The sequence below is a fragment of the Nostoc sp. genome (assembly GCF_036917515.1).
In the GTDB taxonomy this organism is placed as follows: domain Bacteria; phylum Cyanobacteriota; class Cyanobacteriia; order Cyanobacteriales; family Nostocaceae; genus Nostoc.
On the sequence record NZ_JBALDE010000045.1, the window covers coordinates 18,912 to 37,456 of the forward strand.

Genomic DNA, 18,545 nt, shown 5'->3' on the forward strand with positions numbered 1-18,545 from the left:
GATAATGTTGCATCCACCCATCGGGATGGAACAGGGAGACGTTCAAGCGCGGTAATTGATTGCCTGCTATGCTCACCAGCCCAGGCAGGAGCAATCCAATGGCTAAGTCCTGCCAGCCCCATGCCAATCCGCCCACCACCAAAACAATCGCTTCAATGCCAAAGAAACCCAGCGACCACCAGGGCCATCGGGCTGCTGGTCGCCGCCGACTGACCCACTCACCTAAGTGAATTGCCATCATTGAAGTTAGATAGCCAGTGCCTGTCACCATTACAACCCGTTCCACATCGCCCCACCCCAAGCAAATTAGACTCAGCCCCAGGATAAAAATTAAACTGGGTTCAAACACTCCCCGGCGAGACAACACGGCAAATACAGGCGGTAAGTAGCCATCTTTGGCTAACTGATACAAAATCCGGGGACAGTTAGAAACAGCGGTTGCAGAGCTAAGGAGACACCCTGACGTAATTAGAAAAGTGACAAGAGCGGGGGCGAATGCGCCCCAAAAGGGTTGGGCTGCTGCCACTAGATTGAGATAGGCGCTATCACCTAATTCGGGGGCTGTGGCTAACCGCATTAAAACCCATGATCCACCGAGATAGACGATCGGAATCAATCCAGCAGTCACCTGCAAACACCGTAGGGTAACGCTGGGTTGGAGGCTATCTGCCACAAATGAAGATGTCGTCTCGCAACCATAAACTGCATAGACGGCGATAAAGAACCATTTCATCCAATCGATCAGGGAAATGCCTGCTCCCAGATCGGGCAGCACCCCAGGGCTAGTGGGGGCAAAACTCAACCAACCAATGCCTTGGAGACAAAAGGTGAGAAGAAACCCAACCGCCGGAAATACAAAGAAAGAGTGCAAAATGCCTAGCGTGCGAGTTCCACTAAAGGCAACGATAAAGGGCAGAACTGTAAACCCGATTCTGAGTAGAGTCTCTGGACAGGTAATGCTCAGTGGAGTCAGATTCGCCTTGATTAAATCGGTCAGAATAATCGCATCCATGGGCGGAACAGAGACCCAGCCGAGCAGGTAGCCAATCGCCCCATAGCGAGCCAAGTTTGGGAATCGGTGGAGCAAGCGGGTCATATAGTTTGGGGTGCCTCCAGCGACCTCTAGGAAATATGTCCCTAACCGCTTAACTTGGAGGTTGAGCAGTATGCCAATGATGGTTCCAGGCAACCACACGCAGAGCGCCTGCGGGCCTAGTGCAGCATGTATAGCAGGAGCCGTCCCTAACCATAAAAGCAAACCGCTAAAACCAAACCCCCAAGTTTCTTGTGAAGTGAGACTTCGGCGCAGGGGAGGCATTGAATTCGGTTGCTCATTCATAATTAGCACAGAAAAATAGGGAAAATAAGGACGTAAGCTCAGTCTTCCCTAAAATCCACCGATTGCTTCATCTGCAATCGCAATAATTATTGAACTTGCACCAGATTTTGTCGGTTCGCTCATTTTTAACCTGTAAGACTAAATTTACGCCTTACAAAGCTATAATCCAGACGATTAAATTGATTCCATTGTTGTGCTGGATGATTCTTCTGGGCGCTAAATAAGTCCGACACCCAAATATCAGGACGACCGCAAGAAGATAAAGCTGAGGCATTAGAACAAGCGAAAGCTTTAGCAGAAGCTAGGAAAAGTCCTCAAGAGGGGGCAATGCAAAAGGCGGCGAAAACGGCTATTAAGATTTTAAAAGGGACAATTTCTAGTTTACCTAGTGCCACAAAGTTGGTTGAACAATGCAGCAATCTATTGCCGTTGATTTCAAATTTTTTGGGTTTAGGTTGATCCGCCCTTGATTCACTTTGACCTCTCTCCTGTTAGGAGAGAGGCTTTGAATCTTACTCCCTTTATAAGGGAAGGGGTTGGGGGTTAGGTCTCTATTTAACTTTGAGATTAAGGTAAAATTATAAGTAAAAGTATTAAGAATTTTAAAAAAACTAATCAATGTCCAGCATTCCTATTGACAAAAGTAATTCTCATGTAGTCGTTATCGGTGCAGGAATAGGTGGACTGACTGCTGGAGCATTATTAGCTCATAGAGGTTACAGTGTCTTAATTTTGGATCAAGCCCTCGTACCAGGAGGCTGTGCTTCAACCTTTAAACGGCAGGGATTTACCTTTGATGTGGGAGCAACTCAGGTGGCGGGGTTGGAACCAGGGGGAATTCACCACCGGATTTTCTCAGAATTGTCAATAGATTTGCCACAAGCGACACCTTGCGATCCTGCTTGTGCGGTGTATTTACCTGGGGAAACCACACCCATCAACGTTTGGCGCGACCAAGAGAAATGGCAAGAGGAACGACAAAAACAGTTTCCCGGTAGCGAACCGTTTTGGCAGTTGATGGCAACTTTATTTGCTGCTAGTTGGGAATTTCAAGGACGCGATCCGGTGCTACCACCGCGTAATTTATGGGATTTGTGGCAGCTAACTCAGGCGGTGCGTCCCAGTACATTAATTACCGTACCCTTCACCTTGTTTACGGTAGGAGATGCTTTACGGTTATGTGGATTGGGAAATGACCGACGATTAAGAACTTTTTTGGATTTGCAACTGAAACTATACTCTCAGGTGGATGCAGAAGAAACAGCATTACTTTATGCGGCAACAGCTTTGAGTGTATCCCAACTGCCCCAAGGATTATTTCACCTCCAGGGAAGTATGCAAGTATTAAGCGATCGCTTGGTACAATCTCTAGAGAGAGATGGCAGCAAACTATTGATGCGCCACACAGTAGAAGAAATCAAAGTAGAAAACGGTAAAGCCAGTGCTGTAGTTATTAGAAATCAGAAAACTGGCGAAGTTTGGACAGAAGCAGCCGACCACATAATTAGCAACGTCACCGTGCAAAATTTGGTGCAGTTGTTGGGAGAACAAGCGCCATCTGGTTATAAAAACCGGGTGGAAAAACTGTCCCAAGCATCGGGTGCTTTTGTGGTGTATTTGGGTGTAGATGTCAGTGCGATTCCGCCTGGGTGTCCTCCCCACCTGCAATTTCTGTATGATGCTGATGGCCCCATTGGTGAGAATAATTCCCTATTTGTTTCTGTCAGTCATCCTGGAGACGGTCGCGCCCCAGAAGGGAAAGCGACAATTATTGCTTCTTCATTTGTCGATCCTGGACAGTGGTGGCAGACTGATGATTATGAAGGACTAAAAGAAAAGTTTACCCTCCAAGCGATCGCTCGTCTTGCTGAATACTTTTATCTCAAACCAGAAACGATTATTCATCAAGAAGCTGCAACACCCCGCACCTTTGCCCATTTCACAGCCCGCGATCGCGGTATAGTTGGCGGTATTGGTCAAAGAATACCCACTTTTGGCCCTTTTGGGTTCGCTAATCGTACACCAATCCAGAATTTGTGGTTAGTTGGTGACTCTACCCATCCAGGGGAAGGTACCGCTGGAGTGAGTTATTCGGCACTAACGGTAGTTAGGCAGATTGAAGCCTAAAGATTAGATGAGCTTGTGCTATCCAGGCTTGCGTGCTGCAAATATCAAAAACAGAGGAATACGTTTTCGTCGCTCATAGGTTTGCACGTCTTGAAAGTGTTCGCGTTGCGGACAAGCTTCACGCAAATCCTCAATAATAAATCCAGCTGCATTGAGGAGATGAAAATAGTCTTCCACCGTGCGGTGATACTTTTGCACCGTGCCGCCGAGCCAATCCGTAACTCGCAATCCGGTCGTAAAATAGTTATCAACAATCCAATCTTGGCGGAGCGTCCCAGAAGTCCATCCAATGTCAGAAGAAGTGATTACAGGATGCTCGACCGAAAAAACAAAGAGTCCCGCAGGTGTAAGTGTATGGAATATCTGGATGCAAATTGGTGCTAAATCAGCGACATAATGCAGGGAGAGTCGCGCAATAACTAGATCAAATGTTGCGTGCGGATATATCCAGTTCTCAATCGTCTGCTCAACGATCTGACCATCCGTGTTAGCAAGTGTCTTGTTTGCGACGGCAGCCATCTTGTGCGATCCTTCGATACCAGTGTAGCTCACTGCGCCGCGATCAAGGAGTTCTCGCCCAACTGCCGCATCGCCACACCCTAAATCGAGGACACGTTTACCAGTAATGGGTCGAATGAGATCCATCATCACTGGCTTTTCAAGGGTATCGTTCGGTGTATCTATACGTTGACGATGGCGTATGTAGGTTGCAAAAACCGCCTCATCATCATAGAAATTTGGGCCTGTCTGTTCCATACGTGCTGTTCCTTTGCAGTACGCTGATGACATCATTGGCATATTAGCAAATCAAGAATCAATAGAGGTTAGTACGGGGAGCAATTTAACTGTAATTGAAAACTCTACCTTGATTTAAAGGTAAATCATACTTATAACCGATGGCAAACAGGACGTAAAACTGATGAAATAAGGTTAGTGTTGCAAATCTGGAGTAATGACAGACAGCGTTTTAATTCTTGGAGGACGAGGGCGGATTGGTAGCAGTGTTGCCGAGGATCTAGCTACCCATACGCAAGCACAAATTACGATTACTGGACGATCTGCGGAGTTTGGGAAGGCTGTGAACTTGTCTTCGGGGGGACAAGTGCAGTTTTTGATATTAGACTTAGCAGAAATTGACAAGCTGCGAGATGCGATCGCAAACTCTAACTTAGTGATCCATTGTGCTGGGCCATTTCACTATCGAGATACTAATGTTCTCGAAACCTGTATTGCTGAAGGCGTTAATTATCTAGATGTTAGCGACCACCGTTCTTATACCAGCAAAGCTCTTAAATATCATGAAAAAGCTGTTACTGCTGGCGTGACAGCTATTATTAATACTGGCATTTTTCCTGGTATTTCTAACAGCATGGTACGCCAGGGAGTTGAACAATTCGAGCAACCAGAAAAGATCCATTTAAGTTATTTGGTTTCGGGTTCTGGTGGTGCTGGGATTACAGTAATGCGGACAACTTTTCTAGGGTTACAGTTTCCTTTTGAGGCTTGGGTAGATGGAAAGTGGGAAACAATCAAGCCTTATAGTGAAAGGGAAGTAGTTGAGTTTCCATCTCCATATAGACGCAGCGGAGTTTACTGGTTTGATATGCCAGAAACCTTTACACTGCCTCAAGCATTTCCATCAGTGAAAACTGTAATTACTAAGTTTGGCTCTGTTCCAGATTTTTATAATCATCTAACCTGGATTGCGGCACACGTTTTTCCCAAGTGGTTAATGCAACGTCGTTATATGATTGAATTTCTGTCTCATGTCAGCCATTCGATGACAGATGTCACTAATAATTTTAGTGGAATTGGAGTAGCTGTTCGTTCTGAGGTTACAGGGCAGAAAAATGGTGAAACAGCCGTTTATTGTTCAACTGTAGTGCATGAAAATACAGCTGTGGCTTCTGGTTGTGGCACAGGTAGTATTGCCCAATTATTGCTAGAAGGTAAACTCAAAAAACCCGGAGTTTTTCCTGTAGAAGAAGCATTACCAACAAATTTATTTGAAGACGTAATGCAAAGCCGAAAAATTAAAATTAATCACAGTTGGTCGTAAATATCTATCGATAATAAAGTAAAAAGTTATTGAATTGAGAACTGAGTTCTAGACTGTATATTAGTAACCACGATAATTTGGGACTATAGCGATTCTCATTTTAATGAGGTACACGGATAAGATTACACAACTTTTTGCTACGACTAAATTATTCACGAACAACGAGATTCCAACTTCTCTAAGAAGTCGAGGATTTGAGTCTTATGAATAAAATTAATATACCTTGAGGTAGAAGAAAGAACTGTACCTAAACACTTAGGATGCCTGTGAGCCTAAGATTTAATCTATCTTAATATCTAAAAAGGCTCATAACAAAAGATGAGGAGACTTTTTTCATGCAAAAAATTCTATTAAGTTTAAAACAAGCATTACGTTCAAGCTTTTTGGTTATTGGTTTAATAATTTTCATTAGCTTGTCAAGTTCTTTCATTTTCGTTCAGCAAGCTAGTTATGCAACTACTCTTGAAGAATTAAAGCTAATACCACCAGAATATAAACCAAATTCTGAAGAAAAAATTAATCGTGCTAACGAATACGATCCAGGTGTTGGCATTCAGGAAGAAAACCGAGAAGAAGCTTATGAGCAAGCAAAAAAAGATTCAAAAAACCTTGATACTATAGAGAAGACTTACGAAAGAAATTTGAAGGAAGAACAAAAACAAAATCCCCCAGAAAGTTTTGGTGAAAAAGCGAAAGAAGTTATTGAAAAAGTAACTGGTAAATAGGTAATATAGACCTAATCTAAACCCCTTTCCTAAAAAGAAAGGGGAATTAGGACTTAAAGTGGCTCTCAGGTTTAAATTAAGGTTCGGTTCAGACTAGTTAAATTGTCGCCACTATCTAAAACTTGTGGCCAAAAATTGCTTTTACTCAAATTCGTCTATTGTGGTGGGAGGAGTAGTCTTTTTCTTATTAGCAAAATTGCGTTCATACCACTTCATTAATGGAGTTGTACTAATTCCATGCACAATTACTGAAGCGACAATAGTAGTGTAAGTTATCCAAGCAATTTGTTCGGCTGCTTCACCTTTCAAGCCATGACCAAATGCATAGGCTAGATAATATAAAGAACCAACACCGCGAATACCAAACCATCCAAATAATAACCGAGTTCCTGGGTGTAAAGTTCGGCGGTGTGATTCTAAAGGACGTTTACCTATTGTGCTAATCCAAACTCCTACAGGCCTGATTATTAAAAATAACAAAATTATTACTAACGAAGATTGCCCAGCATACTTGAGCATTGGCTGCAATAATAATATTGAACCTAATAGTAAAATTGTCCCAACTTCTAGCAGCTTCTCAATTTGCTCAACAAATTCCAATTCTGCTAGCGGTTTTTCAGGATTTCTATAACTGCGTTGGACAACTAATCCAGCAACAAATACTGCCAGAAATCCATAACCATTAACCATTTCTGTTAAAGAATAAGTTATGAGAATTGTGCTGATAGCAACAAAGTCTTCCATTAACTTATCAGCAGCACGGCGTTTTTGAATTTTTTCTTCAATCAAAACTATAGATTTTGCAACAACAATTCCCATAATAATGCCAACTGCGATCGCCCAAATTAAATCAACCGCAATCCATTTTTGAAACCAGTTGTTCCAGTTGTCATTTTCTAAGGCATGAATGCCAAAATAAACGAAGGGAAAAGCTAAAGCATCATTTAATCCACCTTCAGAAGTTAAACCAAATCTCAACTCATCTTGGTCATTTGTACTAGTGAGTTGTACTTCTGATGCTAATACTGGATCGGTAGGTGCGAGAATTGCTCCTAATAAAATTGCTTCTCCCCAATTCATCCCTAAAAACAATTTACCCACAACAGCCAGAGCAAAAATTGAAATTGGCATCAGAAATGCAATTAATCGCACCGTAATATCCCAAACACCCAACTTTAGAGGACGAACAATTCTTAAGCCGCAGCTAAATACAGAAATAATTACAACAAGTTCTGTTATTTTCTCCAGCAGTTCGGTGTTAAAAACGTCATCCCGACGTAATTCAATTAGCCCAAAGCCATAAGGGCCTAGAAAAATACCAACGAGTAAGTAGATAATGGCAAAAGAAAGGGGTAAGCGACTAATCCAACCTGACCCTAAAGTTACCATCAGCAAAAGTAGACCAATCACAAATAGGTCAATAATATAGATATTTACCATATAGCGATTTACATAAATATAAGGTGTTGTTTTGTAAGCTTAGTTGCAATACCTTTGTATTAGAATTTACCTATAGGCAGATTTTCTGGGATTAGGAATTCAGAGACACCACCAAATCGAAGAAGAAAAGAATAGATAAATTTGGCGTTGGCTTTGCCCATCGTAGAAATCGCGCTTTGATTATTTGTTAGGAGTCCTTTAACAATCGTATGTAGCACGGGAATATAGCTAAGACACACCTATACGCTTTTAGGAATGGTTTATAAGCTAAACAACATCTAATCCAAAATTTATATAACTCTTGTGGCATAGGCCGAAAAGCCTACGCTAATTATGCAAGTTAAATGTGGAACAGCTTAATTGTGTCCGATTAAAGACTTATGATTAAAACCGCACAAAAAGGGATTTTTAGGCTTTCTGCATAGATTCGGGAATATAGCTAATTAGCTGGACATGATATATTCCCTACTTTCTAACTCAGACATTACCATATTTAGTACAAATATACTATAATGAGTATAGCGTCCACAAAGCCTAGCCAAATGCATAATGGCTCTGTGAAAACCTTCTGGAAGATGGATTCAAGGGTTAGTTCGATGATGAAGCATTACATTCTCAACCTCAATCCGACTGCCAAGCATGAGTGGGATCGGTGTATTTTACGCGATCCGCTAACTGCCAAACGCCCAGACATTGCTAGACTAATTGCCGAAGCGGTTGGTGCTGACACAGGTAGTTATTTAGTGAGCGTGAATATCGAAGTTCAAGTTCTGGAACAAGCCGCAGTACCTCAAGCCGAACAACTCTCGCTTTCATTTCCAGAGGTGAGTGTGCCGTCACAACCACAACTGCGGGAAGCAGCTTGAGCTACAGTGCGGAATTTATATGCAGGCTTACTTTGTTAGCCGCAGACTTCAGTCTGACGGCTAACGAAGTCATGGGTATATGGGCGGACTTAATCATACAGCAGTTTTAATGTATTTGAACCACATCTGTTGTAGGGGCGCAAGGCCTTGCACCCCTACCGCGTGGTCTATTTACCTGAAAATAGCTGTAAAAGGCAAAATTAATTGCGTTCTTCAAAAAATATCTCCAGAAATTAATAATGATGTATATTCATTTTCAGTACTATATAAAGCTAATTTTCAAAACTTAAAAAGTTGGCTGATACAAAGTATATATAAATATGAATGAGGTTTGAATTTAAAATTTGTTGAGAGTTTATTTGAACTTAATTGACGCTAAAATTTAGAAAAGCAACTATAAATAAATAGTGGATAATAATTGCGCTCACTGCACCTCAGACATCGCTTTTTCTACCCTAATTCAGTACATTTGGACTATAATATATATATAGCGTCCACCAAGCTAAGTTAAGTGTAAAACTGCTCTATGAGAGCCTTTTGGTAAATGGATTCAAGAGTTGATCTTATACTTAAACACTACATTCTTAACCTTAGAGGAAAATGATTAAATGATGCAACTGAGTCATTATCCAGCCGCGATCGCACAAGCTGCTCAACGGGCTAATGAAATAGACTCTCAGTTGATGGCAGTGCAGCACCAAGTTAACCGATTTGAAGGCAATGCAGACCGCACTGCCGCCTTTGAGATGGATTTGAAAAATGATGCTCAACGTAAGGCTCGTCGCTTTGAAGTGTTGCTTGTGAATCAGGAATATCAAAAAGCAATAGACACTCAAATTCGATTAACTGTTGATAAAGCAAATGCCATCGCTCATTTGGAATATCTGCGTAATCAGTTTAGTGTAGCTAAGTTGGAAGCAAGATTAGCGATCGCTCAACAACTTTCTGATTTTGAATCTCGTGAATTAGTTGGTTTGTAGTCACACCTATTAACCTCTAAATTCAACTCCCGATCTTTACACACATCTGTCAAATCTCTTGCTTGGTAACTATCATGCCTCGGAATCAACTCCGAGGCTAAATCAAAGTATTAAGTTGCAGTTATGTATACAGAGGTGTTGTATCAGTATAGAGTCTAACCGAAGTTACTAAGCCTGTTTCGTGGCGATCGGTGATAGCTACCGCCCTAACTGTTATGACCTTTTGATCGTTGCGTTTGTAATGATTTAAGGCTTCAAGGACAAAAGACGATTCGGTGCCGTAAATATTCAGTAAGTCATGAGTCAAGGTATCGAAGGTAATCCAGTACTCAGAAAGACTTTGTAAAATGGCAGCCTTACCCTGAATAGGAGGATTATTGTTAGATTGCATAACACAATCATCTGCCAGAAATGTGCCGTAAACTTCTATATTTTTAATATCAATAGCCTGCAAGTAGGTGAGATACCACTCGTAGGTCTTGGGTGAAAGCTGGTTAATTGTAAGCCTATCGGTTTTCATGAGTCACTTATCCTTGCCACCTAACGAATTAAGCGGATTATCTCACGAGCGACTCATAATACTTAAACTTTGGAGTCTAAATTACATATCCATGAAGTTCTTAACTAATTACTATTAAATTTACTTACTAATAGTTTAGCAATGTAATCATTAATTACTGTTATATCAAAACGCTGACTAGCACTAATCCTGGCATTATTGGCTATAGTTGCAGTTATTTCCGTCTCTTGTAAACAAGTACTAATTACTTGTGCAAGTTCTTGGGGTTCTCCTGGTGTGACTAAAAAACCATTAAGTCCATGTTCTACTAATTCCATTGCACCTCCAGCTTTGGCTGCAACTACAGGTTTTTCACATAACATCGCCTCTACAATCACTCTACCAAAGGGTTCTGGTGAAGTGGAGGTATGTGCCACCAAGTTACAAACTGCCATTAACTGGGGAATATCAGAACGAAATCCTAAAAATTTGACGCGATTTTCTAGCCCCAGTTCACTAACTTGTTTGTGTAACTTTTGGACATAATCTTGTTCGCCAAATAGTGCATCGCCCACTAAAATTGCTATCACCTCTGGTGGACACTTAGCAAGGGCATCAATTAAAATATGCTGCCCTTTCCAAGGTGCAAGACGGCTAAAGTGTCCAACAACAAATTTTCCTTGCAATCCTAACTGTTGTTGTAATTTATTAATATCAGATTCATCAGTTTGATAAATTTTTGGATTAAAGCCGTTATAAACAACTTCGATGATATCTGAGCGCCCTCCTGCTTGCACAAAGGCTGTCTGGCTAGCTTGAGAATTCGCAATTACTAATAATGCAAAACGATTAGCTAAGTTAACAGCAATGCGAAGATTAATTTGGCTAAAATGTTCTTTGGAAAGAATATCGTGTAAATGATAAACTAAAGGGCGATGACTGAAAAAACTTGCCAATGCTCCGACAACTAATGCTTTTTGGGTGTTGGCATAGATTAAATCGTATTCACGTGCTTTTTTAACTATCTTATTAATCAAAGGTACAAGTTGTCCAAGACTTTTGAATCCTTGTACCAAACTACTTTCTTTGTGAACTTGGATGGTTTGAGTTGTAAAAACTTCTACTGGAATATGATTTTGCTGTAATAAATGTTTAAATGAGCCATCTGCAAATAAACCTACTAAAGCGCGATCGCCATAAGGTTTAGCAATATCTATTAAACATAATTCCGCACCGCCTGGTTTACCGCTTTGGTCTAGGAAAAAAATTCTCATCTAACCTCTATTTTATCTAGTTTTATTCATGTAGCACACCTAAAATTTATGAGATTCACTTATTTAAGCTAATAAAACATTCCGTACTTGCTGGGCAATTTGATTCCAGTCGTAGTGTGTGGTGGCGTACTGGCGACAGGCCAAGCGTGAAGGTATGGGGATATTTCCCAAAAGTGCTTGTTCTAATTTTTCAGCAATGTCTGAGGCTTCTGTTGAAGTCGTAATTAAATTGGGTGAAAATTCTGATAAAATTTCTGGCATTCCGCCAATTGGAGTACATAAAACGGGAGTTCCACAGGCTAGAGACTCAACTATTACTAATCCAAATCCTTCAAAAGATTGACTAGGCATAATAGTCAATTCAGCAGCTTGATAAGCTATAGGTAATTGCTCATCAGGGAGAAAACCTAAAAATTTAACGTTGTCTTCTAGTCCTAATTCTGTAGCCTGTTGTTGTAGTGTAGCTTGGATGTGACCGCGACCTGCGATCGCTAGCCAAACATCTGGTATTCTGGGCTTAATTATAGCTAGAGCTTGCAATAATTTGTCAACTCCGGTTCGATGTACTAAGCGGCGTGATGTAAATATAATCCGGCGATTATTAGGCCAGCCTAGCTTTGCACAAGCCTCCTGGGGTGATAAATTTGGTTGAAACCAATTAATATCAACTCCACCGGGAATAACATTAATTTTGCTCCACGGTACTTGATATTTATCATGTAAGATTTTCCCAAAAGCTTTGCTCAAAACAATGAAGCGATCGCAGCAATTATAAGTGTTTTTTTCTATTAACCAGTATTTAATTAAAAGACTAAGGTTTTTGTTAACAACTTCCTGCTGACTCTCAGAAGCCCAAGGCCCATGAAAATTAAAAGTAACTGGTGCTCCCTTTGGTAAAATATCTAAAATCGGAAAGCTGTATAATGCAAAGTGCAAATTAATAGCATCTGGTTTGCTCGTTCTTGTTTTCTGAAAATTATTACGAATCGACCATAATCTTTGCCAAATAGCACTATTGGGAGAAGCCAAATTAGTCAGCTTAATGGGCGAATTTATTTCAGTCTCTGGTAGACCAACTCCGCATAATTCAATTTTATCTTGATTTGCTGCTAATTTATGAGTTAGTTCATAAATATACCTTTCTAGTCCTCCGGGACTTTTGGGAAACCAACCTAATCCAAGGGTGAGAATAGATGCAGATGATGAAGCAAAATTTTCTAGTTGATTTTCCACTGATGTATCTCCTATAAATATATAAAAATAGGCGCACACCTGTACGCTTCTACCTCTGTATGCAAACCTGAATCAATAGATTTTGTGAATACACATTACCAATAAAAATTTTTGTATATAAAACCAATTTATAAACTATTTATATATCAACGTCAATAAGGAATTAAAACTGTGTTTTTATTAACTAGACAACACAGAGATAGATATATATAATACTTTCAAATTCAGAAAGGTGAATGCTATATAAGTAGAGATAAAAGCCACTACAAAGTAATAAATATAGAATGTTTTTGTATTAATGCTTACAATTTTAATTTAAAAACTAAGTAAATATTGATACTTTAAATAATGTTTTAAATACAGTAGATTGCAACAGGTGTGAGGCACAGATTATCGTAAGAGCACAACATTGTTGTGTGCTCCTATCCGTGTACTTTATTTACCTGAAATACGCTCTATATTAACTGAAATTTTAAAGAAGAAGGTGAGCTTTGTAAAGCTTATGTAAAATAATTTGCTATTTATATATCACTTTTTAATCACTTTATTTAAAGAAAAATCTCAGCCAACTTTGAAAGCAAGAGTGATTGGGGTAATAAATAATGCTAACGCTTAGTACTTGTTTCGTGCGCTGATTGGTAGAGAATTAAGGCGTTTTCACGTAAAATTGCTACAGAAATGGCCTCAGCTTCAGCTATAGTAATGTCAGAATCTGTAATTGCTTGCTCTAACACTTCCCCTAAAACCTGGCGACCCCACTTTGCACCCAAGTAGTACAATTCTGGAATTGAGTGAGCATCAGAAGAATACATTAATTTAGTAGTGGGAGTTAATTCTAACATCTGCCTGATTGCTTCCCGCATCCCAGATACGCTTAAAAAGGGTATTGCCAAACCGAAATCTAGATAAACTTGGGGATATACAGAAGCTAAATAACCAGCCTGCTGCATATAAGGATATGAAGCGTGTAGCAATACTATTGGTACACAGCGGTACTGTCGTAACTCTAGTAAATATCGCAGATTTAGGGGATTAGCCAATCGTAAATCCAAGCTGGGATCGCCATAGCCAGTATGAAATTGCACTGGTAAGCGGTATTTTGCTGCTATTAATAATGCCTGTTGTAATAAAAAATCAATCAGCGGTTTATCTGTCAGTCGCAGAGGTTGATTGTGCAGTTGTTGCTTGAGGTTGTCAAAGTGAGCCGCCGCCACCTCGTCAGCTACCGATTGAATATCCAAACCACTCCGGTAACAGGCAATACTTTTAAAAGCTACTACTCCCAGCGGTGGGGGATCGAGCTCACTATTGAATCTGGCTAAGAAAGTAGCAAAATCAGGAGATTGCGGAATTAGCTGTTCTGCTAATAGTTCTAATCTCAGAATTCGTTGCACAGGAATAAATCTTTCATGCCACGACAGAGGTAGGATAGTTCCGGGCTGCAAACCATCATCTAAGTAAATCGCCTCTAGGTTAGCAGCCTGAAAATAAATCTGCGTTAGTTCTTCTAATCCTAGATTTTCCCGCCGTGCCAAAATTGCTGTTTCTTCAGCTTCGCAGTTCAACAAAGCGGCAATATCGCGCAAGCTACGGCGATAAAAGAACGTATGACGGGCATGGTAGTTAATGATTTCAGGATCATAGCCTTCAGTAAAGGCAGCTGGATAAGGAGACTGTGCAGCTACTTCTGGTTTTAAGATGTTGTGAGCGTGTTGGTCAATTAAGGGAATATCAGCCAGATTCATTTTTAGTGAGGGGTAAGGAGTAAGGATTGGAGAATGGTGAAAAGACTAGTTTCATGCTTGGCAGTCTTGCTAATATTTCTCTAATAATGTTTTCACTTCTGTGGTTAATTCCCAATCTTTCATTGCTTGCCACTCTGCTTGACGCACTGCTAAGAAAGCTTTGGCTAACTGGGGATTTAAAGCTGTTAATAGGATATCGTCTTGCTGGAGGTGAGCGATCGCTTGCCCCAAATTATTTGGTAATGGGTCTATTTCATTAGCAGTACGTTCTTCAATTGATAAATATCCGGGGTCTTGATTTACTGGGTTTGGTGGTGTGAGACTACGCTGCACACCATCAAGTCCGGCTGCAATCACTGCTCCTATTGCTAAGTAAGGATTAGCTGAGGCATCTACAGTTTTTAATTCCAAGTGGCTGGGACAGCCCAAACCAGGGTCACTAGGGACTCTAACGGCTGCCTCCCGATTATCTAATCCCCAACAACGGAAAGCACCACTCCAACTGTTAGGAAGAATGCGGCGGTAAGAATTTGTACTTGGGGTAGTTAGTGCCATCAGTGCCGGAAGATGACACAGAATACCAGCGATAAATTGTAATGCCACCTCAGAAAGACCATAGATACTCTGAGGATCGGGTAACAGGTTTTTCTCGCTATCCCAAAGGCTCAGATGGATATGACAACCACTACCAGCTGCATCCGGGAAGATTTTGGGTAAAAATGAAGCGATGAGGTTGTGGCGGTAGGCGATCGCTCTGACAGTTTCTCGAAAAGCAATTTGCCAGTCAGCTGCTTGTAAAGCATCGGTATAGCGCATGGAAATTTCCTGCTGACCTGGGCCTGATTCAGGATAATACTGTTCGACAGGTATACCTTGAGCAATAAGTGCATCAGCGATCTCATCAATTACTTCACGGTTGAGATCCATTGCCTGAGTTGAAGCAAAAACTGTGGAGTCAGCCGGAATGATGCCATCGGGTGTTTGCCGCAGTAAGTAAAACTCATTTTCAAAGGCTGCCTGTACTTCCCAACCAGTTGATTTAGCTGTCGCAATCATCCGCTTCAAGAAATTTCGCGGGCATAACCCCCAAGCAGCACCATCTAATAACATATTGCCCATGACACGAGCATGACCCTGACTATAAGGTAATGGCTTGAGACTAGACCAATCTGGGATTAAGCGAATTTCACCTACTGGCCCTAAATTTGTTTCTGGCACAACTGCATCATACATTACGGGAATTCCCTGCTGCCCTACAGAAATCCCTACTCCATCTTCAAAGTAGTGAGCTAACATTCCCAGATGCACAGCTTTGCCACGGATAATGTTAGCATTATCGCACCAAAGAACTCGTACAAATTTAACACCAGCTTCTTCAAGATATTTTTGTATTTTTTGAAAGTTCTTTTTTTCAGCCATTGCTAGTTATTTTTATCTTTACTCGATTTATTTTCTCATGAAAGTTATGGCAGAGCAGTATTAGATGCTGAGTACATATATAGCCACTTCAAAATAGTTAGATTTTTTGCGGATTTCCGAAAAACTGATTGTATATAAATAATTAAAAGCTTAAAATATATATGAAAAATAAATTGCTTACGCAGTTCCTCAAACTCCGTAATCATCTCAATCAGTATATCAAAAAACTATCTAATACTAGATGTTTACAAAAAAGTATAACTTTCCAGTTTTTACTCAGTCTCACTATTGCAGTAGTCGTTACTAACCTTGGAATTACAACAGACTGGGCAACAACTGGAACACGCACGCTTACACACAAAATATTATCGATAAGTAATACTATTGGCAGTGAAAATCTGCGAGTACAAAACAATACCGAAATACACAAAATATCATCGAAAATTAATCCTATTGGTAGTGAGGTTCTGAGACTAAAAAACAATACTGAAACACCCACGCTTAACAATAAAATATCGTTGAGAATTAAGACTATTGGCAGTAAAAATTTACTAGTAGAAAACAATACTGGAACACCTACGCCTAACTATAAAACATCGTGGATAGGTAATACTATTGGCAGTGGAAATCTGCGAGTACAAAATAATATTGAGGCCATGTATGTTGCCCCTGATGGCACAGTTTATACCAACAGCCATTGGGATGAAGCAGCAATGGAGGCAGGAATATATAAAGATGGTAAGGTTATTGCTGCTCTTGAAGATACTCACGGCTGGAGTCGTGGTGGTGGCAAAGCTGTAACAGCAAATAGTAAATATGTTTATATTGCCATGACTCAAGGTTCGAGAGGCAATATAAAAGAAGATTACCCACCAGAAGGGACAACTTGGTATAGTGTTAGACGCTATGATTTGTCAGGAAAACCTGCACCATTTCCAAATGGGCGTGGCTGGGATAAAAGTATGTTGATTACCAGTACTAAAAGTGAAGTCACTGGATTAGCAACTGTGGAAAGCGAGTTGTATGTGAGTGATTCTGCTGCTAACCGGATTCGTGTCTATGATACTGATAGGATGAAGGAACTCCGTAGCTTTCCCGTTGCTAATCCGGGAGCAATAACTATTGATTCACAAAAAAATCTCTGGATTATTCAAGGCAAAAATGGTAGTAAACCTGCAAAAATTTTACATTATTCCCAAAATGGAAAGCAATTGTCGCAACAGATTGCAGATATCGTCGAACCAACAGCGATCACTATTAATCATCAAGGTAAGCTGTTAGTAGCAGAAAATGGCCCGCGTCAGCAAATGTTGATTTACGACATCAAAGATAAACCGGTGCAGGTGGGTAGTTTTGGTTCTAAAGGCGGTATCTATGCAGGAGTTCCTGGTGAAGTTCGAGATTTGAAACTTTACGGACTTACTGGAGTTGGTACAGATGCTTCGGGCAATATCTATATAAATAGTAATGGTTTCAACAAATCAGGAACAGATTTGCGAAAATTTTCGCCATTGGGAAAATTAATGTGGCGATCGCTGGGATTGATATTCGTCGATAATGCAGATGCCGATCCGAAAACTGATGGTGTAGATTTATTCACCAAACAAGAACACTATCTGATCGATTACAGTAAGGCTGCTGGTAAGCAATGGACTTACAAAGCTTACACCTTAAATGCTTTCAAATATCCTCAAGATCCACGTCTGCATACATCGCCAGATGGAACCTTTGTTCGCCGCATCCAAGGGAAGCCATTTTTGTTCCTCACAGATATGTATAACAGCTTTCTGCAAATATATCGTTTTAATTCTGCCACAGATGGTAAAGTCGCCATACCTGCCGGAATGTTTGTCGGTACTAATAGCGCAGATAAACCATTTATCACCGGAAATTGGCCACCGCATCAACCAGAAAAAGGAGAATGGATCTGGCGCGATCGCAACGGTAATGGCAAATTTGAAAAGAACGAATATGATCGCAGCAAAGATTATCCTCATCTTGGCGGCTGGTGGGTAGACAGCAAGGGAGATGTTTGGAAAGCTTTGCGAACAGAAGATGGCATTCGACATTATCCTTTACAGAGAATAGATCCTAAAGGCAACCCCATCTACAGCTATAATTCGATGGAAAAGCAAACTACTCCCAAAATATTTAACGACTTGCGGCGGATCGAATATTTTCCTGAAACAGATAGTATGTATTTGTCAGGCTTTACGGTAGATCGCCCTGCATTTGGTGACGATGCTGGAGTTGCTGGATCTGAGATTGCTCGTTTTGACAATTGGAGTAAAGGAAATCGTACTCCCAAATGGCGGATTGTAATTCCCTACGACAGCACTGGTAAGCGTGAAGTGTCTACAGCAGCAATCAGTGTGGCAGGAGACTATGTATTTGCTGTGACAGTCAAAACCGCAGAAGTATATGTCTACAATGCCAAGACGGGAGCGCAAGTACAACAGTTAAAACCAGGCCCAGAAGTTGGCGGTGAAAGTGGCTGGATTGATATACCCTACGGTATTCGCGCTTTTCGGCGTTCCAATGGAGAACATCTGGTATTTGTGGAAGAAAATTGGAAAGGAAAAGTGATTATGTATCGGCTGGCGGGGTGAGTATTTACAGCAATTACGACATAATACAGCTTTGACTCTGAGCTTAACTAAGCCACAGATCCTTGACAACTTTTACAGAATCGGGGATCTTGTTTTTCACAAATGATTCAGTATTGCTATATATACAAAAATATGTGGTGTTGCATAATAAAGGGATGAGGAGAGGGTTCATACTGTGCATTGTCCATACTGTAAGTCTACGGAGATTAGAAAAAATGGAAAAAGAAGAG

At 40.7% G+C, this 18,545-nt stretch carries 13 protein-coding genes and 1 pseudogene; 6 read left to right on the forward strand and 8 right to left on the reverse strand.

The window, feature by feature from the left end; translation table 11 throughout:
* Positions 1–310: 310 nt before the first annotated feature.
* A pseudogene (locus tag V7K89_RS05465) lies at positions 311–1,339 on the reverse strand (PAS domain-containing sensor histidine kinase); the annotation flags it as partial.
* A gap of 618 nt (positions 1,340–1,957) precedes the next feature.
* Here V7K89_RS05465 and crtD point away from each other — a divergent pair.
* A complete protein-coding gene (gene crtD, locus V7K89_RS05470; protein ID WP_335185073.1) occupies positions 1,958–3,466 on the forward strand; it encodes a C-3',4' desaturase CrtD in 1,509 nt (502 codons plus the stop codon).
* 18 nt (positions 3,467–3,484) lie between these two features.
* On the opposite strand, the gene V7K89_RS05475 is transcribed toward crtD, so the two are convergent.
* A complete protein-coding gene (locus V7K89_RS05475; RefSeq protein WP_335185075.1) occupies positions 3,485–4,222 on the reverse strand; it encodes a class I SAM-dependent DNA methyltransferase in 738 nt (245 codons plus the stop codon).
* Between the two features lie 196 nt (positions 4,223–4,418).
* On the opposite strand from V7K89_RS05475, the gene V7K89_RS05480 reads away from it, so the two are divergent.
* Positions 4,419–5,525 carry a saccharopine dehydrogenase family protein gene (locus V7K89_RS05480; protein ID WP_335185077.1) on the forward strand — a complete coding sequence of 369 codons (1,107 nt, stop codon included), beginning with the start codon at positions 4,419–4,421 and terminating at the stop codon, positions 5,523–5,525.
* Positions 5,526–5,860: 335 nt separating this feature from the next.
* Entirely contained in the window at positions 5,861–6,250 is a 390-nt protein-coding gene (locus V7K89_RS05485; RefSeq protein ID WP_335185079.1) for a hypothetical protein, read from the forward strand.
* 141 nt (positions 6,251–6,391) lie between these two features.
* Here V7K89_RS05485 and V7K89_RS05490 read toward each other — a convergent pair whose 3' ends face one another.
* Positions 6,392–7,690 (reverse strand): cation:proton antiporter, encoded by a 1,299-nt coding sequence (locus tag V7K89_RS05490; protein ID WP_335185081.1) that lies wholly within the window; start codon positions 7,688–7,690, stop codon positions 6,392–6,394.
* Positions 7,691–8,286: 596 nt separating this feature from the next.
* On the opposite strand from V7K89_RS05490, the gene V7K89_RS05495 reads away from it, so the two are divergent.
* Entirely contained in the window at positions 8,287–8,556 is a 270-nt protein-coding gene (locus V7K89_RS05495) for a hypothetical protein (protein WP_335185083.1), read from the forward strand.
* Between the two features lie 608 nt (positions 8,557–9,164).
* On the forward strand, positions 9,165–9,536 hold the full coding sequence (locus V7K89_RS05500; RefSeq protein ID WP_104909380.1) for a hypothetical protein: 372 nt from the start codon (positions 9,165–9,167) through the stop codon (positions 9,534–9,536).
* Between the two features lie 121 nt (positions 9,537–9,657).
* Here V7K89_RS05500 and V7K89_RS05505 read toward each other — a convergent pair whose 3' ends face one another.
* From V7K89_RS05505 to V7K89_RS05525, 5 genes are all read right to left on the reverse strand, one after another.
* Positions 9,658–10,056, reverse strand: a complete 399-nt coding sequence (locus V7K89_RS05505; protein WP_335185085.1) for a nuclear transport factor 2 family protein — start codon at positions 10,054–10,056, stop codon at positions 9,658–9,660.
* 104 nt (positions 10,057–10,160) lie between these two features.
* Positions 10,161–11,309, reverse strand: a complete 1,149-nt coding sequence (locus V7K89_RS05510) for a glycosyltransferase family 4 protein (protein WP_335185087.1) — start codon at positions 11,307–11,309, stop codon at positions 10,161–10,163.
* Positions 11,310–11,372: 63 nt separating this feature from the next.
* Positions 11,373–12,542: a glycosyltransferase family 4 protein gene (locus V7K89_RS05515; protein ID WP_335185089.1), complete on the reverse strand. Its 1,170-nt coding sequence runs from the start codon at positions 12,540–12,542 to the stop codon at positions 11,373–11,375.
* A 605-nt stretch (positions 12,543–13,147) separates the two neighbouring features.
* Complete coding sequence (locus V7K89_RS05520; RefSeq protein WP_335185091.1) at positions 13,148–14,287, reverse strand: amidohydrolase family protein; 1,140 nt, start codon at positions 14,285–14,287, stop codon at positions 13,148–13,150.
* 69 nt (positions 14,288–14,356) lie between these two features.
* Positions 14,357–15,706, reverse strand: a complete 1,350-nt coding sequence (locus V7K89_RS05525) for a glutamine synthetase family protein (protein ID WP_335185093.1) — start codon at positions 15,704–15,706, stop codon at positions 14,357–14,359.
* Positions 15,707–15,867: 161 nt separating this feature from the next.
* Between V7K89_RS05525 and V7K89_RS05530 the strand changes: the two genes are divergently transcribed.
* Complete coding sequence (locus V7K89_RS05530; RefSeq protein ID WP_335185095.1) at positions 15,868–18,315, forward strand: hypothetical protein; 2,448 nt, start codon at positions 15,868–15,870, stop codon at positions 18,313–18,315.
* The last annotated feature ends 230 nt before the right edge of the window (positions 18,316–18,545 follow it).